The organism is Nesterenkonia sp. CL21, from assembly GCF_031705515.1.
In the GTDB taxonomy this organism is placed as follows: Bacteria; Actinomycetota; Actinomycetes; order Actinomycetales; family Micrococcaceae; genus Nesterenkonia; species Nesterenkonia aethiopica.
Genome location: NZ_JAUTWR010000002.1, coordinates 73,163 through 98,586, shown reverse-complemented (window position 1 = coordinate 98,586; position 25,424 = coordinate 73,163). Strand labels below are relative to the sequence as shown.

The window sequence follows — 25,424 nt, the reverse complement described above, 5'->3', positions numbered from 1 at the left end:
CAGTCATCGCGTCACGAATCTTGAGAGAGAAAAGAGAGACACAGGACTATGTCCAACGAATCCTCATTCGGCACCATGCGCATCGCGCTGGCCACCGGTGACGACATCCGCAGCTGGTCCCACGGTGAGGTCAAGAAGCCGGAGACCATCAACTACCGCACCCTGAAGCCGGAGAAGGACGGACTCTTCTGCGAGAAGATCTTCGGACCATCGCGGGACTGGGAGTGCTACTGCGGCAAGTACAAGCGGGTGCGCTTCAAGGGCATCATCTGTGAGCGCTGCGGCGTCGAGGTGACCCGTGCCAAGGTGCGTCGTGAGCGGATGGGCCACATCCAGCTCGCCGCCCCGGTGACCCACATCTGGTACTTCAAGGGTGTGCCCTCGCGTCTGGGCTACCTGCTGGACCTGGCTCCGAAGGACCTGGAGAAGGTCATCTACTTCGCGGCCTACATGATCACCTCCGTGGACGAGGACCGTCGTCACGAGGACCTGCCGAACCTGCAGGCCGAGTACGACCAGGAGGTCAAGCACCTGGCGGACCAGCGCGACGCGGACATCGCCGCCGTCGCGAAGGACCTGGAGGACGACCTCGAGCGCCTGGAGGGCGAGGGTGCCAAGGCCGCGGAGAAGAAGAAGGCCCGCGACGCCGCCGACAAGCAGATGGCGCAGATCCGCAAGCGCGCCGACGCCGAGATCGAGCAGCTGGAGAGGGTCTGGGACCGCTTCAAGAACCTCAAGGTCTCGGACCTGGAGGGCGACGAGGCGCTGTTCCGCGAGCTGCGGGCCCGCTACGGCCAGTACTTCGAGGGCTTCATGGGCGCCGAGGCGATCCAGAAGCGTCTGGCGACCTTCGACATGGACGCCGAGGCCGAGAAGCTGCGGGAGACCATCAGCACCGGCAAGGGCCAGCGCAAGACCCGCGCCCTGAAGCGTCTGAAGGTCCTCAACGCGTTCCTGTCCACCGGCAACTCGCCGGAGGGCATGGTGCTCGACGCCGTGCCGGTGATCCCGCCGGAGATCCGTCCGATGGTCCAGCTGGACGGCGGCCGCTTCGCGACCTCCGACCTCAACGATCTGTACCGCCGGGTGATCAACCGCAACAACCGTCTGAAGCGTCTGCTGGACCTGGGTGCTCCGGAGATCATCGTCAACAACGAGAAGCGCATGCTCCAGGAGGCTGTGGACTCGCTGTTCGACAACGGTCGTCGCGGTCGTCCGGTCACCGGGCCGGGCAACCGTCCGCTGAAGTCGCTGTCCGACATGCTCAAGGGCAAGCAGGGACGCTTCCGTCAGAACCTGCTGGGCAAGCGCGTGGACTACTCGGGCCGTTCGGTCATCGTGGTCGGCCCCCAGCTGCAGCTGCACCAGTGCGGTCTGCCGAAGCAGATGGCGTTGGAGCTGTTCAAGCCCTTCGTCATGAAGCGCCTGGTGGACCTCAACCACGCTCAGAACATCAAGTCCGCCAAGCGGATGGTGGAGCGTCAGCGCTCCCAGGTCTGGGACGTGCTCGAAGAGATCATCACCGAGCACCCGGTGCTGCTGAACCGTGCCCCCACCCTGCACCGTCTGGGCATCCAGGCCTTCGAGCCGCAGCTGGTGGAGGGCAAGGCCCTGCAGCTGCACCCGCTGGTCTGTGCGGCGTTCAACGCGGACTTCGACGGCGACCAGATGGCGGTGCACCTGCCGCTGAGCCCGGAGGCACAGGCCGAGGCGCGCATCCTGATGCTGTCCTCGAACAACATCCTGAAGCCCTCGGACGGCCGCCCGGTGGCCCTGCCCTCGCAGGACATGATCATCGGTCTGCACCACCTCACCACCGTCCGGGAGGACGAGGTCGGCGCCGGTCGTGCCTTCGCCTCCGTGGGTGAGGCGCAGATGGCCTTCGACCTGAAGGAGCTGCACCTCAACGCTCCGGTGTCCATCGCGGTGGAGAACTTCGTCCCCTCGGCCGATGTCCCCGCTCCCGAGGGCTGGGAGCAGGGCCAGCGGGCCGTCATCCGGACCACGTTGGGCAAGGTGAAGTTCAACGAGCTGCTGCCGGCGGACTATCCCTGGCAGGACACGGCCGCGGACAAGGGTCAACTCTCCGCGCTGATCAACGACCTCGCCGAGCGGTACCCCACCGTGGCGACGGCGCGCACCCTGGACAACCTCAAGGACGCCGGCTTCTACTGGTCGACGCGTTCGGGCGTGACGGTGGCCATCTCGGACATCACCTCCGACATGGACAAGCAGTCCATCATGGACGCCTATGAGGAGCAGGCCGCCAAGGTCCAGTCGCAGTACGACATGGGTCTGATCGGCGACGACGAGCGTCACGCCGAGTTGGTGGAGATCTGGTCCAAGGCGACCGACGAGGTGGCCGGTGCCATGCAGAAGGGCATGGACGAGCTCAACAACATCAACCGGATGGTGACCTCAGGTGCTCGAGGCAACTGGCTCCAGGTCCGGCAGATCGCCGGGATCCGTGGTCTGGTGACCAACCCGCGCGGTGACATCATTCCGCGGCCCATCAAGTCCTCCTACCGAGAGGGCCTGTCGGTCCTCGAGTACTTCATCGCGACCCACGGTGCCCGTAAGGGTCTGGCGGACACCGCGCTGAAGACCGCGAACTCCGGGTACCTGACCCGTCGTCTGGTGGACGTCTCCCAGGACGTCATCGTCCGCGAGGAGGACTGCGGTACGTCGCGCGGCCTGACCGTGCCGATCGCTGTGGCCGACGAGAACGGCGAGCTGAAGCTCCACGAGGCCGTCGAGAACTCCGCCTACGCGCGGACTCTCGCCGTCGACGTCGTGGACGCCGAGGGCACCGTGCTCGCCGAGGGCGGCACCGATGTGGGCGACGTCCTCATCGCACGGCTGTTCGAGGCTGGCGTGACCGAGATCAAGGTCCGCTCCGTGCTGACCTGTGAGTCGCCGGTGGGCACCTGCTCGCTGTGCTACGGCCGGTCGCTGGCCACGGGCAAGACCGTGGACATCGGTGAGGCCGTGGGCATCATCGCGGCCCAGTCCATCGGTGAGCCCGGCACGCAGCTGACGATGCGTACCTTCCACACCGGTGGTATCGCGTCGGCGGACGACATCACCCAGGGTCTGCCCCGTATTCAGGAGCTCTTCGAGGCCCGCACCCCCAAGGGTGTGGCGCCGATCGCCGAGACCGCCGGCCGTGTGCGTCTCGAGGATGCGGACAAGCAGCTACGCCTCGTGCTCACCCCGGACGACGGTTCGGAGGAGCAGGCCTACCCGGTGCTGCGTCGTGCCCGTCTGCTGGTGGAGGACGGCCAGCACGTCGAGGTCGGCCAGCAGCTGGTGGCCGGTGCGGTGGACCCGAAGCAGGTCCTCCGCGTCCTCGGCCCGCGGGCTGCGCAGAAGTTCCTGGTCTCCGAGGTCCAGGACGTCTACCAGTCCCAGGGTGTGGGCATCCACGACAAGCACGTGGAGGTCATCGTCCGGCAGATGCTGCGGCGCATCACCGTCATCGAGTCCGGCGGCACGGACCTGCTGCCCGGTGAGCTGACCGACCGGTTCCGCTTCCAGCGGGAGAACCGGAAGGCCGTGGCCGAGGGTCGCCAGCCGGCCTCCGGTCGTGACGAGCTGATGGGCATCACCAAGGCCTCGCTGGCCACGGACTCGTGGCTGTCGGCGGCTTCCTTCCAGGAGACCACCCGTGTCCTGACCCAGGCGGCGATGGAGGGCAAGTCCGACCCGCTGCTGGGCCTGAAGGAGAACGTGATCATCGGTAAGCTCATCCCGGCCGGCACCGGTCTGGACCGCTACACGCAGTCGGCGGTGGAGCCCACGGAGGAGGCCAAGGCGAACCTGTTCACCGGGCCGAGCCTCTACGGCTCCAGCTTCGACTACGCCGGCGCGGAGGGTGAGGGAGAGTTCCACGCCATCCCGTTGGATGACTACAACACTGAGGTCGACTTCCGCTGACCTCCGCGCACCGCGGGCTGCCACAGTCTGAGGTGAGCACTCGAGAGCCCGGACCCTGCCAGGGGTCCGGGCTCTCGTGCGTCTGAGACGCGTCGACCGCCAGGGCAGGGTGTCGGTGAAGGGCCCCCGGGCTCTTGTCCTCGCCCGTCGCTGCTGTCATCATGGATTCACAGTTGCAAAGTTCAGGCGGCGGAGGGGCGGATCATGAGGGCGACGGGAAGGGCGCGCGGGGCCGGCGGAGCGGTCCTGCGGGGGCTGCAAGCGGTGGCCGCGCTGGTGGTGGCGGTGCTCCTGCTGACCGGATGCGGAGCCGGTGACGGCGAGGCGGACGGGGCGGAAGGCGGGGAGTGGGCCGTGGATCACGAGGCGGCCGAAGACTTTGCGCCGGAGGCGCCGGGCCAGGAGCGCACCCGCCCGGACGCCGACGCGGAGGATCGAGAGGTGGTCACCACAGCCTCCGCCGAGGTGGAGGTCCGCGACGTCGCCGAGGCGGTGACGGACGTCGTCGAGCAGGTCGAGCGGTATGGCGGTCATGTGGAGGCACGCCGGGAGAGCACCGACGACGACGGTCGGCTCAGCCTGGCGACTCTGACGCTGCGAGTGCCGGCCGAGCATCTCGCCGAGCTGCTGGACGACCTCGAGGGCCTCGGCGACGTCCATGACCTGAGTCAGCGCGCTCAGGACGTCACCGGGACTGCTCGCGATCTGGATGCCCGGATCCAGGCGCTGGAGATCTCGGTGGATCGCCTCCTGGAGATCATGGAGCAGGCGGAGACCAGCGAGGAGCTGCTCGCGGCGGAGACCACGCTGAGCGACCGTCAGGCGGAGCTGGAGTCTCTGGTGTCACAGCGGGATGCGCTGGCGGATCAGGTGGAGATGTCGACCCTGCGGCTCGAGCTCATCGACGGACGCGTCGCCGCGGTGCGCGCCGACGGATTCGTGGGCGGTCTCCAGTCCGGCTGGAACGGGCTGCTGCGCACCGCCGACGGGGTGCTGGTGGTGGCCGGGGTGCTCGTGCCCTGGATCCCCGTGCTGGTGGTGGCTGGTGTCGGCGTCGGGTGGCTGGTCCGGCGGGACCGCCGGCGTCGGGAGCTGCGTCGGCAGGCGTGGGCAGGTGTGGCCGTGCCGCAGGCAGAGGTCGCCGCGTCAGGGACGGCGTCCGACGAGGAGGCGGTGCGCAAGGAGATGCCGGACGAGGAGAGGCCGGACGAAGAGGCTGATACGGGTGGGGGAGCGGTCCGCTGAAGGCCTGCGGAAGTGCCCTCCATGCTCTGTGATGGGCCGCGGCGGATGCTCACCGGCTGCATGCCGGACGGGGTGGCCGCAGGGGCGCAGGGTCCCGCCGGTCGCCCCGTTTCGCCAGGATCCGCCCCAGCTGGTATCGTTGACTCGATTGTTTCTGTGTGGCAGAGGGACTCGGTCCGGGTTGCGGGGAAGGTGCGCAACGAATGCCACATTTTTGCACGCCCAGGGGCTTTTCCCGCGGATCGTGTCAGAACCGATCGCACGCGGGATCTTCAGTGCATCCCTCAGCTCGACCGGTCTGCGGCCCGTCCACAGATCGTCAAGCCCGAACCACGTATGGAGAACGCATAGTGCCTACTATTCAGCAGCTGGTGCGCAAGGGGCGCACTCCCAAGGTTGCCAAGAACAAGACCCCTGCCCTGCAGGGCAGCCCGATGCGTCGCGGTGTCTGCACCCGTGTGTACACCACGACCCCGAAGAAGCCGAACTCCGCACTCCGGAAGGTCGCCCGTGTGCGCCTGAACGGCGGCGTCGAGGTCACCGCGTACATCCCCGGCGAGGGGCACAACCTGCAGGAGCACTCGATCGTGCTCGTGCGCGGCGGTCGTGTGAAGGACCTCCCCGGTGTCCGCTACAAGATCGTCCGCGGCGCCCTCGACACCCAGGGTGTCAAGGGTCGCGGCCAGGCCCGCAGCCGCTACGGTGCGAAGAAGGAGAAGAAGTAATGCCTCGTAAGGGACCCGCACCCAAGCGCCCGCTCGTCCAGGACCCCGTCCACGGCTCCCCGCTGGTCACCCAGCTGATCAACAAGGTGCTCGTCGACGGCAAGAAGTCCACCGCCGAGCGCATCGTCTACGGCGCCCTCGAGGGCGTCCACAAGAAGACCGGCGAGGACGCCGTCGGCATCCTGAAGAAGGCCATGGACAACGTCCGCCCGGCCCTCGAGGTCCGCTCCCGCCGCGTCGGCGGCGCCACCTACCAGGTGCCCGTCGAGGTCAAGCCGGGTCGCGCCACCGCGCTGGCGCTGCGCTGGCTGGTCGGCTATGCCAAGGACCGCCGCGAGAAGACGATGACCGAGCGCCTCATGAACGAGATCCTCGACGCCTCCAACGGCCTCGGCGCCGCTGTGAAGCGCCGCGAGGACACGCACAAGATGGCCGAGTCCAACAAGGCCTTCGCCCACTACCGCTGGTGAGCGGGCGTCTGCGCGGAGCATCCCGCCCGTGCCCGGTCGGCCGCCGTCCTGCGGGACGAGGCTTCACCGGTGCGGGCGGGCCGCGTAGGCTGAACGGAGTCGGCGGCCCCGCCGGCGGCTCCACCCTTTTGAGAGAGACCTGAGAGGACAAGGGGATCAACCGTGGCACAAGACGTGCTCACCGACCTGAAGAAGGTCCGCAACATCGGCATCATGGCTCACATCGATGCCGGTAAGACCACCACGACCGAACGCATCCTGTTCTACACGGGCATCAACCACAAGATCGGTGAGACCCACGACGGCGCGTCGACGACGGACTGGATGGAGCAGGAGAAGGAGCGCGGCATCACGATCACCTCTGCCGCGGTGACCTGCTTCTGGGAGAACAACCAGATCAACATCATCGACACTCCGGGCCACGTCGACTTCACCGTCGAGGTGGAGCGCTCCCTGCGCGTGCTCGACGGCGCCGTCGCCGTGTTCGACGGCAAGGAAGGTGTGGAGCCGCAGTCCGAGACCGTGTGGCGCCAGGCCGACAAGTACAACGTGCCGCGCATCTGCTTCGTCAACAAGATGGACAAGCTGGGTGCGGACTTCTACTTCACCGTCGACACCATCGTCGAGCGCCTGGGTGCCAAGCCGCTGGTCATGCAGCTGCCGATCGGTGCCGAGAGCGACTTCATCGGCGTCATCGACCTGCTCCAGATGAAGGCCCTGGTGTGGCCGGGTGACGCCAAGGGTGACGTGACCATGGGTGCGGAGTACGAGACCCGTGAGATCCCCGAGGACCTGCAGGAGCGCGCGGAGGAGTACCGCAACCAGCTCGTGGAGGCCGTGGCCGAGGCCGACGAGGAGCTCATGGAGAAGTACCTCGAGGGCGAGGAGCTCAGCATCGATGAGCTCAAGGTCGGCATCCGCAAGCTCACGGTCGCGGGCGAGGCCTACCCGGTCTTCTGCGGCTCCGCGTTCAAGAACCGCGGCGTGCAGCCGATGCTGGACGCCGTCGTGGACTACCTGCCGTCGCCGGCGGACGTCGAGTCCATGGAGGGCCACAAGCCGGGCGACGAGGAGGCCATCCTCACCCGCCGCCCGTCCAAGGACGAGCCGTTCGCGGCGCTGGCGTTCAAGATCGCCTCGCACCCGTTCTTCGGCACCCTGACCTTCATCCGGGTGTACTCCGGTCAGCTGTCCTCCGGCGCGCAGATCCTCAACTCCACCAAGGGGAAGAAGGAGCGCATCGGCAAGCTGTTCCAGATGCACGCCAACAAGGAGAACCCGGTGGAGGAGGTGCAGGCCGGCCACATCTACGCGGTGATCGGTCTGAAGGACACCACCACGGGTGACACCCTGTGCAACCCGGAGCAGCCGATCGTGCTCGAGTCGATGACCTTCCCCGAGCCGGTCATCAACGTGGCCATCGAGCCGAAGTCCAAGGGTGACCAGGAGAAGCTGTCGACCGCCATCCAGAAGCTGGTGGCGGAGGACCCGACCTTCACCGTCTCTCTCGACGACGAGACCGGCCAGACCGTCATCGGCGGCATGGGCGAGCTCCACCTGGACGTCTTCGTGGACCGCATGAAGCGCGAGTTCAAGGTCGAGGCCAACGTCGGCAAGCCGCAGGTGGCCTACCGCGAGACGATCAAGAAGCGCGTCGAGAAGGTCGAGTACACCCACAAGAAGCAGACGGGCGGTTCCGGTCAGTTCGCGAAGGTGCTCGTCAACTTCGAGCCGCTGGACACCAGCGAGGGCGAGCTCTACGAGTTCGAGAACAAGGTCACCGGTGGTCGCATCCCGCGTGAGTACATCCCCTCGGTGGACGCCGGCATCCAGGACGCCATGCAGCTGGGCGTGCTGGCCGGGTACCCGATGGTCGGCGTCAAGGCCGAGCTCACCGATGGTGCCTACCACGACGTCGACTCCTCCGAGATGGCCTTCAAGCTGGCCGGCTCCCAGGTGTTCAAGGAGGGCGTGAAGCGGGCCAACCCGGTGCTGCTCGAGCCCATGATGGCCGTTGAGGTCCGTACTCCCGAGGAGTACATGGGCGATGTCATCGGTGACCTGAACTCGCGCCGTGGTCAGATCCAGTCCATGGACGACGCCTCCGGTGTCAAGGTCGTCAAGGCCGCGGTGCCGCTGTCGGAGATGTTCGGCTACATCGGTGAGCTGCGTTCGCGCACTCAGGGCCGCGCGGTCTTCACCATGTCGTTCGACTCCTATGCCGAGGTTCCCAAGGCCGTGGCCGAGGAGATCATCGAGAAGAGCCGCGGCGAGTGAGGTGACCCCTCGCGCCTGACGCTCATCGTCCGCTTCCCCCGGGGACCATCCCGGTCGCCGGGGGAAGCGGACCGAGGGCGGGATGAGCTCCGGAGTCGTCCCGTCGTCGCAACACCCATGCGGGAACCGGTGAACCCGGGCCCGCAGGCCATCCGGAGAATTTCACCAAATACCATGCGCCCCAGTAGACTTGCGAGAGTTTCAGCCTGTTCACCTGTGCGGCTGATAGCAAGTCTTCTGACCTGAACAAGTTCTATAGGAGGAACCTGTGGCCAAGGCAAAGTTCGAGCGGACCAAGCCGCACCTCAACATCGGCACCATCGGTCACGTCGACCACGGCAAGACCACTCTGACCGCCGCCATCTCCAAGGTGCTGGGTGACAAGTACCCGGACCTGAACGAGCAGCGTGACTTCGCGTCCATCGACAACGCTCCCGAGGAGCGCGAGCGCGGCATCACGATCAACGTCTCCCACGTCGAGTACCAGACCGAGAAGCGTCACTACGCGCACGTCGACGCTCCCGGCCACGCCGACTACGTGAAGAACATGATCACCGGTGCCGCTCAGATGGACGGTGCGATCCTCGTGGTCGCCGCCACCGACGGTCCGATGGCCCAGACCCGTGAGCACGTCCTCCTGGCCCGCCAGGTCGGCGTCCCCGCGCTGCTGGTCGCCCTCAACAAGGCCGACATGGTCGAGGACGAGGAGCTGCTGGACCTCGTCGAGATGGAGGTCCGCGAGCTGCTGTCGGACCAGGAGTTCGACGGCGACAACGCTCCGGTCATCCGCACCTCCGGTCTGAAGGCCCTCGAGGGCGACGCCGAGTGGGTCAAGACCGTCGAGGATCTGATGGACGCCGTCGACGAGTTCATCCCGGAGCCGGAGCGCGACAAGGACAAGCCGTTCCTGATGCCGATCGAGGACGTCTTCACCATCACCGGTCGCGGCACCGTGGTCACCGGTCGCGCCGAGCGCGGCACCCTGTCGATCAACTCCGAGATCGAGATCATCGGTATCCGCGAGAAGCAGAAGACCACCGTCACGGGCATCGAGATGTTCCACAAGCAGCTCGACGAGGCCTGGGCCGGCGAGAACTGCGGTCTGCTGCTGCGCGGTCTGAAGCGTGACGACGTGGAGCGCGGCCAGGTCGTCGCCGCTCCGGGCTCGATCACCCCGCACACCGACTTCGAGGCGAACGTCTACATCCTGTCCAAGGACGAGGGCGGCCGTCACAACCCCTTCTACACCAACTACCGTCCGCAGTTCTACTTCCGGACCACGGACGTGACCGGTGTGATCTCCCTGCCGGAGGGCACCGAGATGGTCATGCCCGGTGACAACACCGAGATGACCGTGGAGCTCATCCAGCCCATCGCCATGGAGGAGGGCCTCGGCTTCGCCATCCGCGAGGGTGGCCGCACCGTCGGCTCCGGTCGTGTGACCAAGATCCTGAAGTGATCTGATCCCCACGGCTGATCCGCAGGAGGGCCCAGGTCAGGACCTGACCTCCTCCTGAGGGCGCACAAGGGCCCCCGATGTCCACCAGGACGTCGGGGGCCCTTGTTTTGCGTGCTGGAGGTTTTTCTGTCAAGATGGACAAGTTGCTCACGGACGAGTGCGCCCTGAGATGGCTGCGGCAGGCGACATGATCGCAGGCCCGCTCCCCAGGGGTCGCCCGAATCCCGGTGTCATCAGGCGCCGATGAGCTGTCAATCTGATCGAAGTCCAGCCCGATCTGCGCGGTGTGTCCTGCTGTGCGCGGAGTTCTCCGCTCATCAAAGCGACACGCCCGACCGCGGGGGTCGGAGTCCGGCGGGGCGAGCAGCCCGTCATCATGACGGGTTCGGCCTGACCGGGGTGTGCATCACGGCCTTGCCTGATGCGCAGTCCACAACTGCAGAAGGGGAGTGCCGCTCAGGCCTGTCGCGAGACGGGGATGGGGCGATGCCTTTTCTGGGAGCGTGATGCTCTGCCGCAGCGGTGGACTGCGAGAAGACCAGACGAAGAAGCACTGACCAGAAAGAGGCAGACGCCATGGCGGGACAGAAAATCCGCATCCGGCTGAAGTCGTATGACCACGAGGTCATCGACACCTCAGCCCGGAAGATCGTTGACACGGTCACGCGCGCAGGTGCGACGGTAGTGGGCCCCGTGCCGCTGCCCACCGAGAAGAACGTGTACGCCGTGATCCGTTCTCCCCACAAGTACAAGGACAGCCGCGAGCACTTCGAGATGCGCACCCACAAGCGCCTCATCGACATCGTCGACCCCACCCCCAAGGCGGTCGACTCGTTGATGCGACTCGACCTGCCTGCAGATGTCAACATCGAGATCAAGCTCTGAAGCAGGGAGGTGCTGAGAGAACTATGACCAACATTTCCCGCGTCGAACTGAACGTCAAGGGACTGCTGGGCACGAAGCTCGGCATGACCCAGGTCTGGGACGAGGACAACAACCTCGTTCCGGTCACTGTCGTCCAGGCCGACTCCAATGTCATCACGCAGGTCCGCACTGACGAGACCGACGGCTACAACGCGGTGCAGATCGGCTACGGCCAGATCGACCCGCGCAAGGTCACCAAGCCGCTGGCGGGCCACTTCGCCAAGGCCGGTGTGACCCCGCGTCGCCACCTCGTCGAGGTCCGCACCGCCGACTCCTCTGCCTATGAGGCCGGCCAGGACCTCTCCGTCGAAGCCTTTGAGGCCGGCCAGAAGGTCGACGTCGTCGGCAAGACCAAGGGCAAGGGCTTCGCCGGCGTCATGAAGCGTCACGGCTTCGCCGGTGTGGGCGCCTCGCACGGTCAGCACAAGAACCACCGCAAGCCGGGCTCGATCGGTGGCGCCGCCACTCCGGGTCGCGTCTTCAAGGGTCTGCGCATGGCCGGCCGCATGGGCAACGAGCGCCACACCACGCACAACCTCACCGTCCACGCGGTGGACGCCGAGAAGAACCTGCTGCTCATCAAGGGCGCCGTCCCCGGTGCTCGCGGCCAGGTCGTCCTGGTCCGCACGGCAGTGAAGGGAGCATGATCCACATGGCCAACAAGGTTTCCGTCGACCTCCCTGCCGAGGTCTTCGACGCCAAGACCAACGTCGCCCTGATCCACCAGGTCGTGGTCGCGCAGCAGGCTGCAGCCCGTCAGGGCACGCACAAGGTCAAGACCCGTGCGGAGGTGTCCGGCACCACGGCGAAGCCGTTCCGCCAGAAGGGCACCGGCCGCGCGCGCCAGGGTTCGATGATCGCCCCGCACATGATCGGCGGCGGCATCGTCCACGGCCCGACCCCGCGCAGCTACGCCCAGCGCACCCCCAAGAAGATGAAGGCCGCCGCTCTGCGCGGCGCCCTCTCCAACCGGGCGCGCAACGGACGGATCCACGTCGTGGACGCTCTGGTCTCTGAGACCCCGTCCACCAAGGCCGCCAAGGAAGCCCTGGCCTCCCTGGGCGGCGCGAACCGCAACTGGCTGGTCGTGATCGACCGCAGCGACGACGTCGCCGCGCTGTCGACCCGCAACCTGCCGCACGTCCACACGCTGTACTCGGACCAGCTGAACACCTATGACGTCGTCGTCTCTGACGACGTGGTGTTCACCCAGGCCGGCTATGACGCCTTCCTCGCGCAGCAGGCGGGCGCCGAGAAGGAGGAGACGAAGTGAGCGTCCTGACCGAGAAAGACCCCCGGGACGTGGTCATCGCACCGGTCGTCTCGGAGAAGTCCTACGGCCTGATCGACGAGGGCAAGTACACCTTCCTCGTCGACGTCAAGGCCACCAAGTCGGAGATCAAGTACGCCGTGGAGAAGATCTTCTCGGTGAAGGTCGACTCCGTCAACACCATCAACCGCCCGGGCAAGCGGAAGCGCACGCGCTTCGGCTGGGGATCTCGCAACGCCACCAAGCGCGCGATCATCACCCTGCGCGAGGGCAACATTGACATCTTCGGAGGTCCGCTGGGCTGAGCCCCGCGGAGACCACTTAATCGAGGAAGAAGAACATGGCTATCCGTAACCTCAAGCCGACCACCCCGGGCCAGCGCGGCTCGTCGGTGGCCGACTTCGCAGAGATCACCCGGGACACCCCGGAGAAGTCCCTGCTGCGCCCGCTGTCCAAGTCGGGCGGCCGCAACAGCTCGGGCAAGATCACCACTCGCCACAAGGGCGGCGGTCACAAGCGCCAGTACCGGCTGATCGACTTCCGTCGCTCGGACAAGGACGGCGTCCCGGCGAAGGTCGCGCACATCGAGTACGACCCGAACCGCACCGCCCGCATCGCCCTGCTGCACTTCGCCGACGGCACCAAGCGCTACATCCTGGCTCCGGCCAAGCTGGAGCAGGGTGCCCCGGTGGAGTCCGGCCCGAACGCTGACATCAAGCCGGGCAACAACCTCCCGCTGCGCAACATCCCGCTGGGTACCGTGATCCACGCGGTGGAGCTGCGTCCGGGCGGCGGTGCAAAGCTGGGCCGCTCCGCCGGAGCCTCCATCCAGCTGGTCGCCCGTGAGGGCAAGTACGCCCAGCTGCGTCTGCCCTCCGGTGAGGTGCGCAACGTCGACGTCCGCTGCCGCGCGACGGTCGGCCAGGTGGGCAACGCCGAGCAGTCCAACATCAACTGGGGCAAGGCCGGCCGCAACCGCTGGAAGGGCATCCGCCCGACCGTGCGCGGTGTGGTCATGAACCCGGTGGACCACCCGCACGGTGGTGGTGAGGGCAAGACCTCCGGTGGTCGCCACCCGGTCAACCCGAACGGCAAGCCCGAGGGTCGCACTCGTCGTCCCAACAAGGAGAGCGACAAGCTCATCGTGCGTCGCCGTCGGAACAAGAACAAGCGATAGGAGCCTGGAGACATGCCACGCAGCTTGAAGAAGGGCCCCTTCGTTGATCAGCACCTGTACCTGAAGGTCGTGGCTGAGAACGAAAAGGGCACCAAGAACGTCATCAAGACCTGGTCCCGCCGTTCCATGATCATTCCGGACATGCTCGGCCACACGATCGCAGTGCACGACGGTCGCAAGCACATCCCGGTGTTCATCACCGAGTCGATGGTCGGGCACAAGCTCGGCGAGTTCGCGCTGACCCGCACTTTCCGCGGCCATGTGAAGGACGACAAGAAGGGCAAGCGTCGCTGATCCCCTCACGGGATGAGTGAACGTGAAGCCTCTTCGATCGAGAGACGAGAGAAGGAAAGCAATGGAAGCCAAGGCAATTGCGCGCTACCTGCGTGTGACGCCTATGAAGGCCCGGCGCGTCGTCGACCTTGTCCGCGGCAAGCAGGCCAACGAGGCGCTGGCGATCCTCCAGTTCGCCCCGCAGGGCGCCTCGGAGCCGGTGTACAAGGTGGTGGCCTCCGCGCTGGCGAACGCTCGCCAGCACGCGGACCAGGCCGGTGTCGCCTTCAACGAGGACGACTACTACGTCACCGAGGCCCGAGTGGACGAGGGACCGACCATGAAGCGGTTCCGTCCGCGCGCCCAGGGTCGGGCGTACCGCATCAACAAGCGCACCAGCCACGTCACCGTCGTGGTCGGTACGGAAGAGAAAGGTGGGGATCAGTAGTGGGACAGAAGATCAACCCGAATGGTTTCCGTCTGGGTGTCACCACTGACCACGTCTCCCACTGGTACGCCGACTCGAGCAAGCCGGGTCAGCGCTACAAGGACTTCGTGAAGGAAGACGTCCAGATCCGGGAGCTGCTGAACAAGAGCGTCGAGCGCGCCGGCATCTCCAAGGTCGAGATCGAGCGCACCCGTGACCGCGTCCGTGTGGACATCCACACGGCACGTCCGGGCATCGTGATCGGCCGCCGCGGCGCCGAGGCGGACCGCATCCGCAGCGAGCTGGAGAAGCTCACGGGCAAGCAGATCCAGCTGAACATCCTCGAGGTCAAGAACCCCGAGACCGACGCTCAGCTGGTCGCCCAGGGTGTGGCCGAGCAGCTCGCCTCCCGTGTGGCCTTCCGCCGCGCGATGAAGAAGTCCATCTCGTCGGCCATGCGTGCCGGCGCCAAGGGCATCCGCATCCAGTGCGCCGGACGCCTGGGCGGTGCGGAGATGTCCCGTTCGGAGTTCTACCGCGAGGGTCGCGTGCCGCTGCACACCCTGCGCGCCAACATCGACTTCGGCAGGCACGAGGCCAAGACGACCTTCGGTCGGATCGGCGTCAAGGTCTGGGTCTACAAGGGTGACCTGACCGCCAAGGAGCTGGCCGCTCAGCAGGCCTCCCAGCCTTCGGGCCGGGGCGGTCGTGGCGGTCGCGGCGGTGCCGGCGGCGGCGAGCGTCGTCGTCGCGGCGGTCGCAGCCGGGACCAGCAGGGCGCTCCGGCGGCTGCCGAGTCTGCAGTTGAAGGAGGACAGAGCTGATGCTGATGCCCCGTCGAGTCAAGTACCGCAAGCCGCACAAGCCCAAGCGCCGCGGCCAGGCCAAGGGCGGCACCGAACTCGCCTTCGGCGAGTACGGCATCCAGGCCCTGGGCCCCGCCTACGTGACGAACCGGCAGATCGAGTCGGCACGTATCGCGATGACCCGCTACATCAAGCGAGGCGGAAAGGTCTGGATCAACATCTACCCGGACCAGCCGCTGACCAAGAAGCCCGCCGAGGTCCGCATGGGCTCCGGTAAGGGCTCGCCCGAGTGGTGGGTCGCCAACGTGAAGCCCGGACGCGTGATGTTCGAGCTGTCCGGTGTCAGCGAAGAGGTCGCCAAGGAGGCCCTGCGTCTGGCAATCCACAAGCTGCCGATGAAGGCACGCGTGATCAGCCGAGAGAGTGGTGAGTGACGATGGCAGTCGGTTCGAAGGATCTGACGGTCGAGAAGCTCTCGACCATGGACGACGCTTCGCTGGCCGAGCAGCTGCGCTCCGCCAAGGAGGAGCTGTTCAACCTGCGCTTCCAGTCCGCCACCGGTCAGCTGGAGAGCTCCAGCCGCCTGAAGGCCGTCAAGCGTGACATCGCCCGGATCTACACGGTCCTGCGGGAGCGCGAGCTGGGCATCCGTGAGATGGTCGGCGCCGAGGCAGAGGCTGCTGAAGAGAAGGCTGAGGACTGAGCATGAGCGAGAAGAACACCGAAGCACAGGGCACCGAGCGCAACTACCGCAAGAACCTGCGTGGTGTGGTCGTGTCCGACAAGATGGACAAGACCATCGTGGTCGAGGTCGAGGACCGCAGGAAGCACTCCCTGTACGGGAAGGTCATGAAGCGGCACTCGAAGTTCAAGGCTCACGACGAGAACGGCGACGCCGGCATCGGCGACACCGTGCTCATCTCGGAGACCCGCCCGCTGTCGGCGTCGAAGCGCTGGCGCCTGGTGCGGATCATCGAGAAGGCCAAGTGATCATCGACTGATGAGCATCCCGTGCCGCGCTCCCTGTGGGGAGCGCGGCACGGCACCCCGGCCCGGAGGGGCCGGCTGACGGTTCGGGACCCGACTCACCGCGGTGAGTTGGGTCCCGAACTGTTTTCAGGTATGATATTGAGGCTGTGCGCCCTTGCAGCGGGACCATCCATCCCGCGGGCCCTCGTCTCCGGTCGCCAGACCGGGAGGGTTGAGGAAAGCGCACGTCCCCCAAGGCCGCCTCGGCCCCGTGGACAGTGACAGATCGCGTCTGACGCGATGGACCACGGGGGTAAGCGGCGGGGGAGTGTTCCCGTAGAAGTTCCGCAAGGCTCGTCGGATGGACGACGAGAACCGGCGAGACGACAGGAGATTATCCACGTGATCCAGCAGGAATCGCGGCTGAAGATCGCTGACAACACCGGGGCCAAGGAACTCTTGGTCATCCGTGTTCTCGGCGGATCGGGACGCCGCTACGCAGGCATCGGCGACACCTTCGTCGCCACCGTCAAGGACGCCATCCCCGGCGGCAACGTCAAGAAGGGCGACGTCGTCAAGGCTGTGCTCGTCCGTTCGAAGAAGAAGACCCGCCGCAACGACGGCTCCTACATCAGCTTCGACGAGAATGCTGCCGTCATCCTCAAGGGTGACACCCCGGAGCCCCGCGGTACCCGTATCTTCGGGCCGGTGGGTCGTGAGCTGCGCGACAAGAAGTTCATGAAGATCGTCTCGCTCGCGCCGGAGGTGCTCTGACTCATGGCAAAGATCAAGAAGGACGACCTCGTCCAGATCCTCACCGGCAAGGACCGGGGCAAGCAGGGCAAGGTCCTCGAGGTGCGGCCGCGCGAGGAGCGCGTCGTCGTCGAGGGCGTCAACCGTGTGAAGCGCCACCTCCGTGCCGGCCAGTTCGGCAACACCGAGGGCGGCATCGTCGAGTCCGAGGCCCCCATCCACATCTCCAACGTGGCCGTGGTGGACCCGGAGTCGGGCAAGCCCACCCGGGTCGGCTACCGGGAGGAGACCGTCGAGCGTGACGGCCGCACCAAGACTGTGCGCGTCCGGTACGCCAAGGCCTCCGGAAAGGACCTGTGATGACCGAGGTGCAGAGCGTGACCGAGAAGATCACCCCCCGTCTGAAGACCAAGTACCGCTCCGAGATCCGCGAGGCGCTGCAGGGCGAGTTCGGCTACGGCAACGTCATGGAGGTCCCCGGCCTGGTCAAGGTCGTGGTCAACATGGGCGTCGGCGAGGCCGCACGCGACTCCAAGCTCATCGACGGCGCCGTGCGCGACCTGACCAACATCACCGGCCAGAAGCCGAAGGTCACCCGCGCCCGGAAGTCCATCGCGCAGTTCAAGCTGCGCGAGGGTCAGCCGATCGGTGCGCACACCACGCTGCGCGGCGACCGCATGTGGGAGTTCATCGACCGCCTCGTCACCCTTGCGCTGCCGCGCATCCGTGACTTCCGCGGCCTGAGCCCCAAGCAGTTCGACGGCAACGGCAACTACACGTTCGGTCTGACCGAGCAGGCGGTGTTCCACGAGATCGACCAGGACGCGATCGACCGTGCTCGCGGCATGGACATCACCGTGGTGACCACCGCCAAGACCGACGACGAGGGCCGCGCGCTGCTGAAGGCGCTCGGCTTCCCCTTCAAGACCGAACAGTAAGCACTACGCCGCAGGTCCCTTCACCAGAGGTTCCATCGGCCCCGACTCTGTCGGGGACGCTGAGTCCCTTCGGAGATCGGAAACCGCGGCGAGGAAGGGCACACGCCCCACATGACAATGACTGACCCAGTCGCAGACATGCTGACGCGTCTGCGCAACGCCAACTCGGCCTACCACGACCAGGTCTCCATGCCCAGCTCCAAGCTGAAGGTGCGGGTGGCCGACATCCTCAAGGCCGAGGGTTACATCACTGACTGGCGCGAGGAGGAGGCCGAGGTCGGGAAGACCCTGGTCATCGACCTCAAGTTCGGCCCGAACCGTGAGCGTTCGATCGCCGGCCTGCGCCGCATCTCCAAGCCCGGTCTCCGGGTGTATGCGAAGTCCAACAACCTCCCGCACGTGCTGGGCGGTCTGGGCATCGCGATCCTGTCCACCTCTTCCGGTCTGCTCACGGACCGGCAGGCTGCCAAGAAGGGCGTCGGCGGGGAAGTCCTCGCCTACGTCTGGTAACCGGAAGGAGTCGAAGCACAATGTCACGCATCGGTCGTCTTCCGATCACCATCCCTGCCGGCGTCGAGGTCTCCCTCGACGGCCGTGAGATCTCCGTGAAGGGCTCGAAGGGCTCGCTCCAGCGGACCCTCGCCGAGGGCATCGACGTCGCCATCGAGGACGGCACCATCACGGTGACCCGTCCCGACGACGAGCGCGAGTCCCGCTCCCTGCACGGCCTGACCCGCACCCTGATCAACAACATGATCATCGGTGTCACCGACGGCTACACCAAGAAGCTCGAGATCGTCGGCACCGGTTACCGCGTGCAGGCGAAGGGCTCGGACCTCGAGTTCGCCCTGGGCTACTCGCACCCGATCCAGGTGGAGGCCCCCGAGGGCATCACCTTCCAGGTCGAGGGCGCCAACAAGCTCGCGGTCTCCGGCATCGACAAGCAGCAGGTCGGCGAGGTCGCCGCCAACATCCGCAAGCTGCGCAAGCCTGACCCGTACAAGGGCAAGGGCGTGCGCTACGAGGGCGAGCAGATTCGCCGCAAGGCCGGAAAGGCAGGTAAGTAACGCATGGCTATTGGTATCAAGGGCAAGTCGAAGTCCGCTGCCCGCGGCCGTCGTCACCTCCGCCTGCGCAAGAAGATCAGCGGTTCCGCCGAGCGTCCGCGCCTGGTGGTCACCCGCTCATCGCGCCACATGGTCGCTCAGGTCGTCGACGACGACCGCAGCCGCACGCTGGTCTCCGCCACCACCATGGAGGCGGACCTGCGCAGCTTCGACGGCGACAAGACCGCCAAGGCGAAGAAGGTCGGCGAGCTGATCGCCGAGCGCGCCAAGGCTGCCGGCATCGAGGCCGTGGTCTTCGACCGCGGCGGCAACAAGTACCACGGTCGCGTGGCCGCCGTCGCTGACGGCGCTCGGGAGGGTGGTCTGAAGCTGTGAGTGAGAACACCGACAACACTGTGAAGGACTCATCTGTGACTGAGGCCAACGAGAACGCCGCCCAGGCTGCTCAGCAGCCCCAGGCCGGCGAGACCCAGCAGGCCGCTGACAAGAGCTCCGGCCGCGGCGGTCGTGACGAGCGCGGCGGCCGTGGTGGCCGCGGCGGTCGTGGCCGCGGCGAGGGCCGTGGCCGTGGCGGCCGCGACGACGACCGGGACAAGTTCCTGGAGCGCGTCGTGACCATCAACCGCGTCTCCAAGGTCGTCAAGGGCGGTCGTCGCTTCAGCTTCACCGCGCTGGTCGTCGTCGGCGACGGCGACGGCATGGTCGGCGTCGGCTATGGCAAGGCCAAGGAGGTGCCCGCCGCGATCCAGAAGGGCGTGGAGGAGGCCAAGAAGAACTTCTTCCGCGTGCCGCGCGTGGGCTCCACCATCCCGCACCTGGTCAAGGGCGAGGACGCCGCGGGCGTCGTGCTGCTGCGTCCGGCCTCCCCGGGTACCGGTGTGATCGCCGGTGGTCCGGTTCGCGCCGTGCTGGAGTGCGCCGGCATCCACGACGTGCTCACCAAGTCCATGGGCTCGGTGAACGCGCTGAACATCGTGCACGGCACCATCGACGCTCTGAAGCAGCTCGAGGAGCCTCAGGCTGTGGCGGCTCGCCGCGGCAAGGCCCTCGACGAGGTCGCACCGGCCCCGATGCTCCGCACCATGGAGGCGGACCGCGAGGCTCGTGCGCAGAAGGCAGGTGCATGAGGGTGACGGTCAACTACACCACCGCCAAGAACCTGGTCCCCGGCGACCACAAGCTGGAGATCACTCAGAAGAAGTCCACCATCGGCGCCACGCCGAAGCACCGTGACACGGTGCGTTCGCTGGGTCTGAAGCGGATCGGCCACACCGTGGTCCGTGACGCGGACGCCGTCACCGTGGGCATGCTGAACACTGTGAAGCATCTCGTGAATGTTGAGGAGGCCAAGTGATGGCAGAGAACAACGCTGCCGAGTCTGAGGTCCTCAAGGTCCACGACCTGCGTCCGGCCCCCGGCTCCAAGAAGGCCCGCACCCGTGTGGGCCGTGGTGAGGCGTCCAAGGGCAAGACCGCAGGCCGCGGCACCAAGGGAACCAAGGCCCGCTACCAGGTCCGCGCCGGCTTCGAGGGTGGGCAGCTGCCGCTGCACATGCGCCTTCCGAAGCTGCGCGGCTTCAAGAACCCGAACCGGGTCGAGTTCTCCCCGGTGAACCTCTCCACCCTGGGGGAGCTCTTCCCCTCCGGCGGCGAGGTCACTCCGGAGATCCTCATCGCCAAGGGCGTGGCCAAGAAGGGCCGCCCCGTCAAGGTGCTCGGCTCCGGTGAGATCTCCTCGGCGGTCCAGGTGAAGGCCCACGCCTTCTCCGCCTCGGCCGAGAAGAAGATCACCGAGGCCGGCGGTTCGGTCACGACGCTGGACCTGCGTCCGGCTCCGGCACAGGACTGAGCGACACATCGCTGATGTCTGACGGCCCCCGTCGCGTGCGACGGGGGCCGTCGTGCATCTCCACCCACCCCATGTTCCGCCTCGCCGCCATGTGATCAGGAGCTCCGGCTGTGGTCCGGATCCCGGAGACGATTCTCATCGTTCCCGCATGTGACGTTAGTATGGCTGTCTGTGTGGCCGCCGGACCTCGGCGGCGACCACTGACGCCATGCCGAGGCACCATCCACAGGAGGACGCGTGTTCAGCGCACTAGCCAGGGTGTTCAAGACGCCCGACCTGCGCCGCAAGATCTGGTTCACGATCGGGATCATCACGATCTACCGGATCGGAGCCTTCATCCCGGCCCCCGGGGTGGACTACGGCGCCGTCCAGCAGTGTCTCGAGCTGGGCTCCACGGAAGGGGGCCTCTACTCCTTCGTGAACATGTTCTCCGGCGGTGCGCTGCTGCAGGTCTCGGTCTTCGCCCTGGGCATCATGCCCTACATCACCGCGGCCATCATCGTGCAGCTGCTGCGCGTGGTCATCCCCCGCTTCGAGACGCTGCAGCGGGAGGGCCCGCAGGGGCAGGCGAAGCTGACGCAGTACACCCGCTACCTCACCATCGGACTGGCCACGCTGAACGCCACCACGCTGGTCGCCACGGCCCGCACGGGTGCGCTGCTGGGCTGTGACATCCCCATCATCCCGAACGACTCCCTGTGGGTCATCGTCCTGATGATCGTCGTGCTGACCTCGGGCGTGGCGCTGATCATGTGGCTCGGCGAGCAGATCACCGAGCGAGGCGTCGGCAACGGCATGTCCATCCTGATCTTCGTCTCCATCGCCGCCGGCTTCCCCGGCGCCATGGGTCAGATCTGGACCGTGCAGGGCTGGCGGACCTTCGCCCTGGTGATGCTGATCGGCCTGGTCATCATCACCGCAGTGGTCTTCGTGGAGCAGTCCCAGCGGCGTGTGCCGGTCCAGTACGCGAAGCGCCAGGTCGGCCGTCGCACGGTGGGCGGAACCTCCACCTACATTCCGATCAAGGTCAACATGGCCGGTGTCATCCCCGTGATCTTCTCCTCCTCGGTGCTGATGCTCCCCTCGGTGTACATCCAGTTCAACCAGCCGGCCCCGGGAGAAGAGCCCGGCCGGTTCGCCGAGCTCATCCAGACGTATTTCGGCACGCAGAGCCACCCGGTGTACATGGTGATCTTCTTCCTGCTGACCATCGGGTTCACCTACTTCTACGTGACCATCACGTTCAACCCGAACGAGGTGGCCGAGAACATGCGCAAGTACGGCGGGTTCATCCCCGGGATCCGCGCCGGCCGGCCCACGGAGAGCTACCTGGCCTACGTGATCTCCCGCATCACGTTCCCCGGCTCGCTGTATCTGGGCTTCATCGCCCTGATCCCGCTGATCGCCTTCGTGCTGATCCGCGCCGACCAGAACTTCCCGTTCGGCGGAACCTCCATCCTCATCATGGTGGGTGTGGGTCTGACCACGGTGAAGCAGATCAATGCTCAGATGGAACAGAGGAACTACGAAGGGCTGCTGCGATGACGCGAATGCTGATCGTCGGACCCGCCGGGTCGGGCAAGGGAACCCAGTCGAAGAAGATCGCCGAGGAGCTGGGCATCGTCGCCATCTCCACCGGTGACATCTTCCGGGCCAACATCAAGGGCGGGACGGAGCTGGGCCGGGAGGCCCAGACCTACGTCGACGCCGGCGAGCTCGTCCCGGACTCGGTGACCAACCGCATGGTCGAGGACCGCCTGTCCTGGGAGGACGCGAAGGACGGCTTCCTGCTGGACGGCTACCCCCGCAACCGCACCCAGGTGACTGCGCTCGATGAGATGCTCTCCCGCCTGGGAGTGGAGCTCGACGTCGTGCTGGAGCTCACCGCCGACCGTGAGGAGCTGACCCAGCGGCTGAAGAAGCGCGCCGAGATCGAAGGGCGCGAGGATGACGCCGATGAGGCCGCGATCCGCCGTCGTCTGGAGCTCTTCGAGACCGAGACCGCGCCGATGATCGCCGAGTACGACTCCCGCGGCCTGCTCCGCCAGGTCGACGGGCTGGGCGAGATCGACGAGGTCTACGGACGCATCATGGAAGCGATCCGCGGCTGATGTTCTCCCGACCCCGCGTCGAGCTCAAGACGCCCGAGCAGCTGGCTTCCATGGACGCCGCCGGCTCAGTGCTGTGTGAGGCGCTCGACGCCGCCGTCGCCGCGGCAGAGCCCGGACGGAGCACGGCGGAGCTCGACGCGGTCTTCGCCGAGGTGCTCGCCGACCACGAGGCGAAGCCGAACTTCCTGAACTATCACGGCTTCCCCGGGCACATCTGCGCGTCGGTCAACGACGAGGTCGTCCACGGGATCCCCGGAGGCCGAGTCCTGCAGACCGGCGACGTGCTGAAGATCGACGGCGGCTGCATCATCGACGGCTGGCACTCGGACTCGGCGCGCACGGTGATCCTGGGCTCCTCCCAGGACGGGACCGCCGACGCCGGCGACGAGCGTCTCTCGGAGATCACGCGCCAGGCCATGTGGCGCGGCATCGCCGCCTTCGCCACGGCCCGCCACGTCGGGGAGATCGGTGAAGCGATCGAGGAGCACGTCGTCTCCCAGCCCGGCGAGCGGCTGGGGATCCTCGAGGACTATGTGGGCCACGGGATCGGCTCGGCCATGCACCTGCCCCCGGACGTCTTCAACTACTCCACGGGCATGAAGGGCACCCGGATCAAGCCGGGCCTCGCGCTGGCCATCGAGCCGATGCTCACCTGCGGCGGCATCGAGACCCGGGTCCTCGACGACGACTGGACGGTCGTCACGGAGGACGGGTCCCGGGCCAGCCAGTGGGAGCACTCGGTGGCCCGCCACGAGGGCGGGATCTGGGTGCTGACCGCACCCGACGGCGGGGCCTCCGAGCTGGAGCCGCTCGGCGTGACCCCCGTGCCGATCCGCTGATCGACACTCGGGTCGACCGCGGCTGCCGGCCCCGGTCCGCCCTCCTCACCGCTGACCCGCCCCGGGTCCTCCTGCGGCGAATTGCCGCGACGACTCGGTGTCGGGTAGTATTGACTGCTGGTTGTCTCTGTGGTTCAGCCGTGCCCGCAGACCGGCGGGCGTCCTGCGCCTCCGGTCTCACCGGGAGCGGAGGGAGCCCAGCGGCGTCTGTCAGAAACAGAACCAGATTCTCCCGGCCCGCACGTCACGTGCGGCGGCATCATTCCTCATGATCACGGGTCAGGCGGTGCAGTGCGCCGCGGTCCGGATCGACGGGTGCTGTCGCCGTCGTCGTGCATCGACCGGACGGGGGAGTCGCGAACGGTGTGGAGCATATGGGTAAAAAAGAAGGTGTGATCGAGGTTGAGGGCCGGGTGACCGAAGCCCTTCCGAACGCGATGTTCCGCGTGCGTCTGGAGAACGACCACGTGGTGCTCGCCACCATCTCGGGCAAGATGCGCCAGCACTACATCCGGATCCTCCCGGAGGACCGGGTCGTGGTGGAGATGAGCCCGTATGACCTCAACCGTGGACGTATCGTCTACCGCTACAAGTAAAGAGGAAAGCCATGAAGGTTCACCCCAGCGTGAAGCAGATCTGCTCTGACTGCAAGGTGATCCGCCGCAACGGCGTGATCCGCGTGATCTGCAAGAACCCGCGCCACAAGCAGCGCCAGGGCTGAGCTCCTCACCTTCTCCCACCTGGATGAAGTGAGGGCGCCCGGGCGCTCGACCACAGCTCAATGATGATGGCAGTGCACACCGTGGATGAGCTGCACGGTTCCACCTCCGGTTGCCGAGGGCCGGAGACCCGCTGACGGCGTCACCTCCGACGCCGGACGCCGCCGATCACCGTATCGGGGACGTCCCAGAGGGAACGCACTGCTGAAGACCTTCGGACAAGAACAAGGAGGACTGCCACGTGGCACGTCTGGCAGGTGTCGACATCCCGCGCGACAAGCGCACGGTGATCGCACTCACTTACATCTACGGCGTCGGGCACACCCGCGCCCAGCTGGCCCTCGAGGCCACCGGGATCGACCCGAACACCCGTGTGAAGGACCTCAGCGACGACCAGCTGGTCGCTCTGCGTGACTACATCGAGGGGAACTTCACGGTCGAGGGTGACCTCCGTCGTGAGGTCGCCGCCGACATCCGGCGCAAGGTCGAGATCGGTTCCTACCAGGGCCTGCGCCACCGCCGTGGCCTGCCGGTCCGCGGTCAGCGCACCAAGACCAACGCCCGCACCCGCAAGGGTCCGAAGAGGACCGTCGCAGGCAAGAAGAAGTAGTTCTGCGTATGCCCTCGGCCTCCGGGGTCCCGGACAGGCCGGCACACGCTGATCAGACCAACTGAGTCACGGAGAAGATATGCCCCCCAAGTCACGCGCAGCGGCTCGCAAGCCGCGCCGCAAGGCCAGCAAGAACATCACCCAGGGCCAGGCCCACATCAAGTCGACCTTCAACAACACGATCGTGTCCATCACGGACCCCACCGGCGCCGTGATCTCGTGGTCCTCGTCGGGCGAGGTCGGACACAAGGGCTCCCGCAAGTCCACTCCCTACGCGGCGCAGATGACCGCGGAGCAGGCCGCCAAGCGTGCCCAGGAGCACGGCATGCGCAAGGTCGACGTGTTCGTCAAGGGCCCGGGCTCCGGGCGCGAGACCGCCATCCGCTCCCTGCAGGCCGCCGGCCTCGAGGTCGGCTCCATCACGGACGTCACCCCGAGCGCGCACAACGGCTGCCGCCCGCCGAAGCGCCGTCGCGTCTGAGCGACCTTCTATACGACACCGATCTCCGCCGCGGCCTCCCGGGCTGCGGCGGAGGTGAGCATCATCATCGCTGAGTTTGCGTCATATAGCGGATGCACTC

At 66.6% G+C, this 25,424-nt stretch carries 33 protein-coding genes; all 33 read left to right on the top strand.

Annotation, left to right across the window (positions count from 1 at the left end; genetic code table 11):
• Window positions 1-48 precede the first annotated feature (48 nt).
• The 33 genes from Q7C18_RS05380 (at window position 49) to rpsK (ending at window position 25,324) form a co-directional block, all read left to right on the top strand.
• A complete protein-coding gene (locus Q7C18_RS05380; RefSeq protein WP_311024509.1) occupies window positions 49-3,936 on the top strand; it encodes a DNA-directed RNA polymerase subunit beta' in 3,888 nt (1,295 codons plus the stop codon).
• Window positions 3,937-4,140: 204 nt separating this feature from the next.
• Window positions 4,141-5,181, top strand: coding sequence for a DUF4349 domain-containing protein (locus tag Q7C18_RS05375; protein ID WP_311024508.1), 1,041 nt, complete (start codon window positions 4,141-4,143; stop codon window positions 5,179-5,181).
• A gap of 350 nt (window positions 5,182-5,531) precedes the next feature.
• Window positions 5,532-5,906: a 30S ribosomal protein S12 gene (gene rpsL / locus Q7C18_RS05370; protein WP_070161800.1), complete on the top strand. Its 375-nt coding sequence runs from the start codon at window positions 5,532-5,534 to the stop codon at window positions 5,904-5,906.
• On the top strand, window positions 5,906-6,376 hold the full coding sequence (gene rpsG / locus Q7C18_RS05365; protein ID WP_070161799.1) for a 30S ribosomal protein S7: 471 nt from the start codon (window positions 5,906-5,908) through the stop codon (window positions 6,374-6,376). Before rpsL ends, rpsG begins: the two co-directional genes overlap by 1 nt.
• A gap of 162 nt (window positions 6,377-6,538) precedes the next feature.
• Window positions 6,539-8,653, top strand: a complete 2,115-nt coding sequence (gene fusA / locus Q7C18_RS05360) for an elongation factor G (RefSeq protein ID WP_070161796.1) — start codon at window positions 6,539-6,541, stop codon at window positions 8,651-8,653.
• A 268-nt stretch (window positions 8,654-8,921) separates the two neighbouring features.
• A complete protein-coding gene (tuf, locus tag Q7C18_RS05355; protein WP_070161794.1) occupies window positions 8,922-10,112 on the top strand; it encodes an elongation factor Tu in 1,191 nt (396 codons plus the stop codon).
• Window positions 10,113-10,688: 576 nt separating this feature from the next.
• Entirely contained in the window at window positions 10,689-10,997 is a 309-nt protein-coding gene (gene rpsJ / locus Q7C18_RS05350) for a 30S ribosomal protein S10 (RefSeq protein WP_022871716.1), read from the top strand.
• A gap of 23 nt (window positions 10,998-11,020) precedes the next feature.
• Window positions 11,021-11,683, top strand: a complete 663-nt coding sequence (gene rplC, locus Q7C18_RS05345; protein WP_085437746.1) for a 50S ribosomal protein L3 — start codon at window positions 11,021-11,023, stop codon at window positions 11,681-11,683.
• Window positions 11,684-11,688: 5 nt separating this feature from the next.
• Complete coding sequence (gene rplD / locus Q7C18_RS05340) at window positions 11,689-12,309, top strand: 50S ribosomal protein L4 (RefSeq protein WP_311024507.1); 621 nt, start codon at window positions 11,689-11,691, stop codon at window positions 12,307-12,309.
• On the top strand, window positions 12,306-12,611 hold the full coding sequence (gene rplW, locus Q7C18_RS05335; RefSeq protein WP_070161789.1) for a 50S ribosomal protein L23: 306 nt from the start codon (window positions 12,306-12,308) through the stop codon (window positions 12,609-12,611). The genes rplD and rplW overlap by 4 nt, the downstream gene beginning before the upstream one ends.
• Before the next feature lie 35 nt (window positions 12,612-12,646).
• Window positions 12,647-13,483, top strand: a complete 837-nt coding sequence (rplB, locus tag Q7C18_RS05330) for a 50S ribosomal protein L2 (protein WP_070161787.1) — start codon at window positions 12,647-12,649, stop codon at window positions 13,481-13,483.
• Window positions 13,484-13,495: 12 nt separating this feature from the next.
• A complete protein-coding gene (rpsS, locus tag Q7C18_RS05325; RefSeq protein WP_070161785.1) occupies window positions 13,496-13,777 on the top strand; it encodes a 30S ribosomal protein S19 in 282 nt (93 codons plus the stop codon).
• 61 nt (window positions 13,778-13,838) lie between these two features.
• The gene (gene rplV / locus Q7C18_RS05320) at window positions 13,839-14,204 is read left to right on the top strand and encodes a 50S ribosomal protein L22 (protein WP_070161783.1); all 366 of its coding nucleotides are present in this window, start codon (window positions 13,839-13,841) and stop codon (window positions 14,202-14,204) included.
• Window positions 14,204-15,007 (top strand): 30S ribosomal protein S3, encoded by an 804-nt coding sequence (gene rpsC / locus Q7C18_RS05315; RefSeq protein WP_311024506.1) that lies wholly within the window; start codon window positions 14,204-14,206, stop codon window positions 15,005-15,007. The genes rplV and rpsC overlap by 1 nt, the downstream gene beginning before the upstream one ends.
• Entirely contained in the window at window positions 15,007-15,423 is a 417-nt protein-coding gene (gene rplP, locus Q7C18_RS05310; RefSeq protein ID WP_070159061.1) for a 50S ribosomal protein L16, read from the top strand. Before rpsC ends, rplP begins: the two co-directional genes overlap by 1 nt.
• 2 nt (window positions 15,424-15,425) lie before the next feature.
• Complete coding sequence (gene rpmC, locus Q7C18_RS05305; RefSeq protein ID WP_070159062.1) at window positions 15,426-15,692, top strand: 50S ribosomal protein L29; 267 nt, start codon at window positions 15,426-15,428, stop codon at window positions 15,690-15,692.
• A 2-nt stretch (window positions 15,693-15,694) separates the two neighbouring features.
• Complete coding sequence (gene rpsQ / locus Q7C18_RS05300; RefSeq protein ID WP_070159063.1) at window positions 15,695-15,979, top strand: 30S ribosomal protein S17; 285 nt, start codon at window positions 15,695-15,697, stop codon at window positions 15,977-15,979.
• Window positions 15,980-16,360: 381 nt separating this feature from the next.
• Window positions 16,361-16,732: a 50S ribosomal protein L14 gene (gene rplN, locus Q7C18_RS05295; RefSeq protein ID WP_070159064.1), complete on the top strand. Its 372-nt coding sequence runs from the start codon at window positions 16,361-16,363 to the stop codon at window positions 16,730-16,732.
• A 3-nt stretch (window positions 16,733-16,735) separates the two neighbouring features.
• Window positions 16,736-17,071, top strand: coding sequence for a 50S ribosomal protein L24 (gene rplX / locus Q7C18_RS05290; protein WP_070159065.1), 336 nt, complete (start codon window positions 16,736-16,738; stop codon window positions 17,069-17,071).
• A complete protein-coding gene (gene rplE / locus Q7C18_RS05285) occupies window positions 17,071-17,649 on the top strand; it encodes a 50S ribosomal protein L5 (protein ID WP_070159066.1) in 579 nt (192 codons plus the stop codon). Before rplX ends, rplE begins: the two co-directional genes overlap by 1 nt.
• 111 nt (window positions 17,650-17,760) lie before the next feature.
• Window positions 17,761-18,159: a 30S ribosomal protein S8 gene (gene rpsH, locus Q7C18_RS05280; protein ID WP_070159067.1), complete on the top strand. Its 399-nt coding sequence runs from the start codon at window positions 17,761-17,763 to the stop codon at window positions 18,157-18,159.
• A gap of 20 nt (window positions 18,160-18,179) precedes the next feature.
• Window positions 18,180-18,716 carry a 50S ribosomal protein L6 gene (rplF, locus tag Q7C18_RS05275; RefSeq protein WP_311024505.1) on the top strand — a complete coding sequence of 179 codons (537 nt, stop codon included), beginning with the start codon at window positions 18,180-18,182 and terminating at the stop codon, window positions 18,714-18,716.
• Between the two features lie 3 nt (window positions 18,717-18,719).
• Window positions 18,720-19,091: a 50S ribosomal protein L18 gene (gene rplR, locus Q7C18_RS05270; protein ID WP_070159069.1), complete on the top strand. Its 372-nt coding sequence runs from the start codon at window positions 18,720-18,722 to the stop codon at window positions 19,089-19,091.
• On the top strand, window positions 19,088-19,843 hold the full coding sequence (gene rpsE, locus Q7C18_RS05265; RefSeq protein WP_311024504.1) for a 30S ribosomal protein S5: 756 nt from the start codon (window positions 19,088-19,090) through the stop codon (window positions 19,841-19,843). The genes rplR and rpsE overlap by 4 nt, the downstream gene beginning before the upstream one ends.
• The gene (gene rpmD, locus Q7C18_RS05260) at window positions 19,840-20,070 is read left to right on the top strand and encodes a 50S ribosomal protein L30 (protein ID WP_070162524.1); all 231 of its coding nucleotides are present in this window, start codon (window positions 19,840-19,842) and stop codon (window positions 20,068-20,070) included. Before rpsE ends, rpmD begins: the two co-directional genes overlap by 4 nt.
• Complete coding sequence (rplO, locus tag Q7C18_RS05255; protein ID WP_311024503.1) at window positions 20,070-20,564, top strand: 50S ribosomal protein L15; 495 nt, start codon at window positions 20,070-20,072, stop codon at window positions 20,562-20,564. The genes rpmD and rplO overlap by 1 nt, the downstream gene beginning before the upstream one ends.
• Before the next feature lie 237 nt (window positions 20,565-20,801).
• Window positions 20,802-22,109 carry a preprotein translocase subunit SecY gene (gene secY, locus Q7C18_RS05250; protein ID WP_311024502.1) on the top strand — a complete coding sequence of 436 codons (1,308 nt, stop codon included), beginning with the start codon at window positions 20,802-20,804 and terminating at the stop codon, window positions 22,107-22,109.
• On the top strand, window positions 22,106-22,675 hold the full coding sequence (locus tag Q7C18_RS05245; protein WP_311024501.1) for an adenylate kinase: 570 nt from the start codon (window positions 22,106-22,108) through the stop codon (window positions 22,673-22,675). Before secY ends, Q7C18_RS05245 begins: the two co-directional genes overlap by 4 nt.
• Window positions 22,675-23,514, top strand: a complete 840-nt coding sequence (map, locus tag Q7C18_RS05240) for a type I methionyl aminopeptidase (RefSeq protein WP_396954340.1) — start codon at window positions 22,675-22,677, stop codon at window positions 23,512-23,514. Before Q7C18_RS05245 ends, map begins: the two co-directional genes overlap by 1 nt.
• Window positions 23,515-23,888: 374 nt before the next feature.
• Window positions 23,889-24,110 carry a translation initiation factor IF-1 gene (gene infA, locus Q7C18_RS05235; RefSeq protein ID WP_070162529.1) on the top strand — a complete coding sequence of 74 codons (222 nt, stop codon included), beginning with the start codon at window positions 23,889-23,891 and terminating at the stop codon, window positions 24,108-24,110.
• A gap of 11 nt (window positions 24,111-24,121) precedes the next feature.
• Complete coding sequence (gene rpmJ, locus Q7C18_RS05230) at window positions 24,122-24,235, top strand: 50S ribosomal protein L36 (RefSeq protein ID WP_070162531.1); 114 nt, start codon at window positions 24,122-24,124, stop codon at window positions 24,233-24,235.
• Between the two features lie 239 nt (window positions 24,236-24,474).
• The gene (gene rpsM, locus Q7C18_RS05225) at window positions 24,475-24,843 is read left to right on the top strand and encodes a 30S ribosomal protein S13 (protein WP_070162533.1); all 369 of its coding nucleotides are present in this window, start codon (window positions 24,475-24,477) and stop codon (window positions 24,841-24,843) included.
• A gap of 79 nt (window positions 24,844-24,922) precedes the next feature.
• Window positions 24,923-25,324 (top strand): 30S ribosomal protein S11, encoded by a 402-nt coding sequence (gene rpsK / locus Q7C18_RS05220; protein WP_070162535.1) that lies wholly within the window; start codon window positions 24,923-24,925, stop codon window positions 25,322-25,324.
• Window positions 25,325-25,424 lie beyond the last annotated feature (100 nt).

Excerpts from the sequence above, each read along its gene's own strand:
- rpmC (WP_070159062.1), top strand. The coding sequence starts at position 15,426 with ATGGCAGTCGGTTCGAAGGATCTGACGGTCGAGAAGCTCTCGACCATG.
- rplR (WP_070159069.1), top strand. The coding sequence starts at position 18,720 with ATGGCTATTGGTATCAAGGGCAAGTCGAAGTCCGCTGCCCGCGGCCGT.
- rpsK (WP_070162535.1), top strand. The coding sequence starts at position 24,923 with ATGCCCCCCAAGTCACGCGCAGCGGCTCGCAAGCCGCGCCGCAAGGCC.
- rpsH (WP_070159067.1), top strand. The coding sequence starts at position 17,761 with ATGACAATGACTGACCCAGTCGCAGACATGCTGACGCGTCTGCGCAAC.
- rplO (WP_311024503.1), top strand. The coding sequence starts at position 20,070 with ATGGCAGAGAACAACGCTGCCGAGTCTGAGGTCCTCAAGGTCCACGAC.
- Q7C18_RS05245 (WP_311024501.1), top strand. The coding sequence starts at position 22,106 with ATGACGCGAATGCTGATCGTCGGACCCGCCGGGTCGGGCAAGGGAACC.
- rpsG (WP_070161799.1), top strand. The coding sequence starts at position 5,906 with ATGCCTCGTAAGGGACCCGCACCCAAGCGCCCGCTCGTCCAGGACCCC.
- rplV (WP_070161783.1), top strand. The coding sequence starts at position 13,839 with ATGGAAGCCAAGGCAATTGCGCGCTACCTGCGTGTGACGCCTATGAAG.
- rpmD (WP_070162524.1), top strand. The coding sequence starts at position 19,840 with ATGAGGGTGACGGTCAACTACACCACCGCCAAGAACCTGGTCCCCGGC.
- Q7C18_RS05380 (WP_311024509.1), top strand. The coding sequence starts at position 49 with ATGTCCAACGAATCCTCATTCGGCACCATGCGCATCGCGCTGGCCACC.
- Q7C18_RS05375 (WP_311024508.1), top strand. The coding sequence starts at position 4,141 with ATGAGGGCGACGGGAAGGGCGCGCGGGGCCGGCGGAGCGGTCCTGCGG.
- rplF (WP_311024505.1), top strand. The coding sequence starts at position 18,180 with ATGTCACGCATCGGTCGTCTTCCGATCACCATCCCTGCCGGCGTCGAG.
- infA (WP_070162529.1), top strand. The coding sequence starts at position 23,889 with ATGGGTAAAAAAGAAGGTGTGATCGAGGTTGAGGGCCGGGTGACCGAA.
- rpsJ (WP_022871716.1), top strand. The coding sequence starts at position 10,689 with ATGGCGGGACAGAAAATCCGCATCCGGCTGAAGTCGTATGACCACGAG.
- rpsQ (WP_070159063.1), top strand. The coding sequence starts at position 15,695 with ATGAGCGAGAAGAACACCGAAGCACAGGGCACCGAGCGCAACTACCGC.
- map (WP_396954340.1), top strand. The coding sequence starts at position 22,675 with ATGTTCTCCCGACCCCGCGTCGAGCTCAAGACGCCCGAGCAGCTGGCT.
- rplB (WP_070161787.1), top strand. The coding sequence starts at position 12,647 with ATGGCTATCCGTAACCTCAAGCCGACCACCCCGGGCCAGCGCGGCTCG.
- rplC (WP_085437746.1), top strand. The coding sequence starts at position 11,021 with ATGACCAACATTTCCCGCGTCGAACTGAACGTCAAGGGACTGCTGGGC.
- rpmJ (WP_070162531.1), top strand. The coding sequence starts at position 24,122 with ATGAAGGTTCACCCCAGCGTGAAGCAGATCTGCTCTGACTGCAAGGTG.
- rplE (WP_070159066.1), top strand. The coding sequence starts at position 17,071 with ATGACCGAGGTGCAGAGCGTGACCGAGAAGATCACCCCCCGTCTGAAG.
- rplX (WP_070159065.1), top strand. The coding sequence starts at position 16,736 with ATGGCAAAGATCAAGAAGGACGACCTCGTCCAGATCCTCACCGGCAAG.
- rpsS (WP_070161785.1), top strand. The coding sequence starts at position 13,496 with ATGCCACGCAGCTTGAAGAAGGGCCCCTTCGTTGATCAGCACCTGTAC.
- rplP (WP_070159061.1), top strand. The coding sequence starts at position 15,007 with ATGCTGATGCCCCGTCGAGTCAAGTACCGCAAGCCGCACAAGCCCAAG.
- rplD (WP_311024507.1), top strand. The coding sequence starts at position 11,689 with ATGGCCAACAAGGTTTCCGTCGACCTCCCTGCCGAGGTCTTCGACGCC.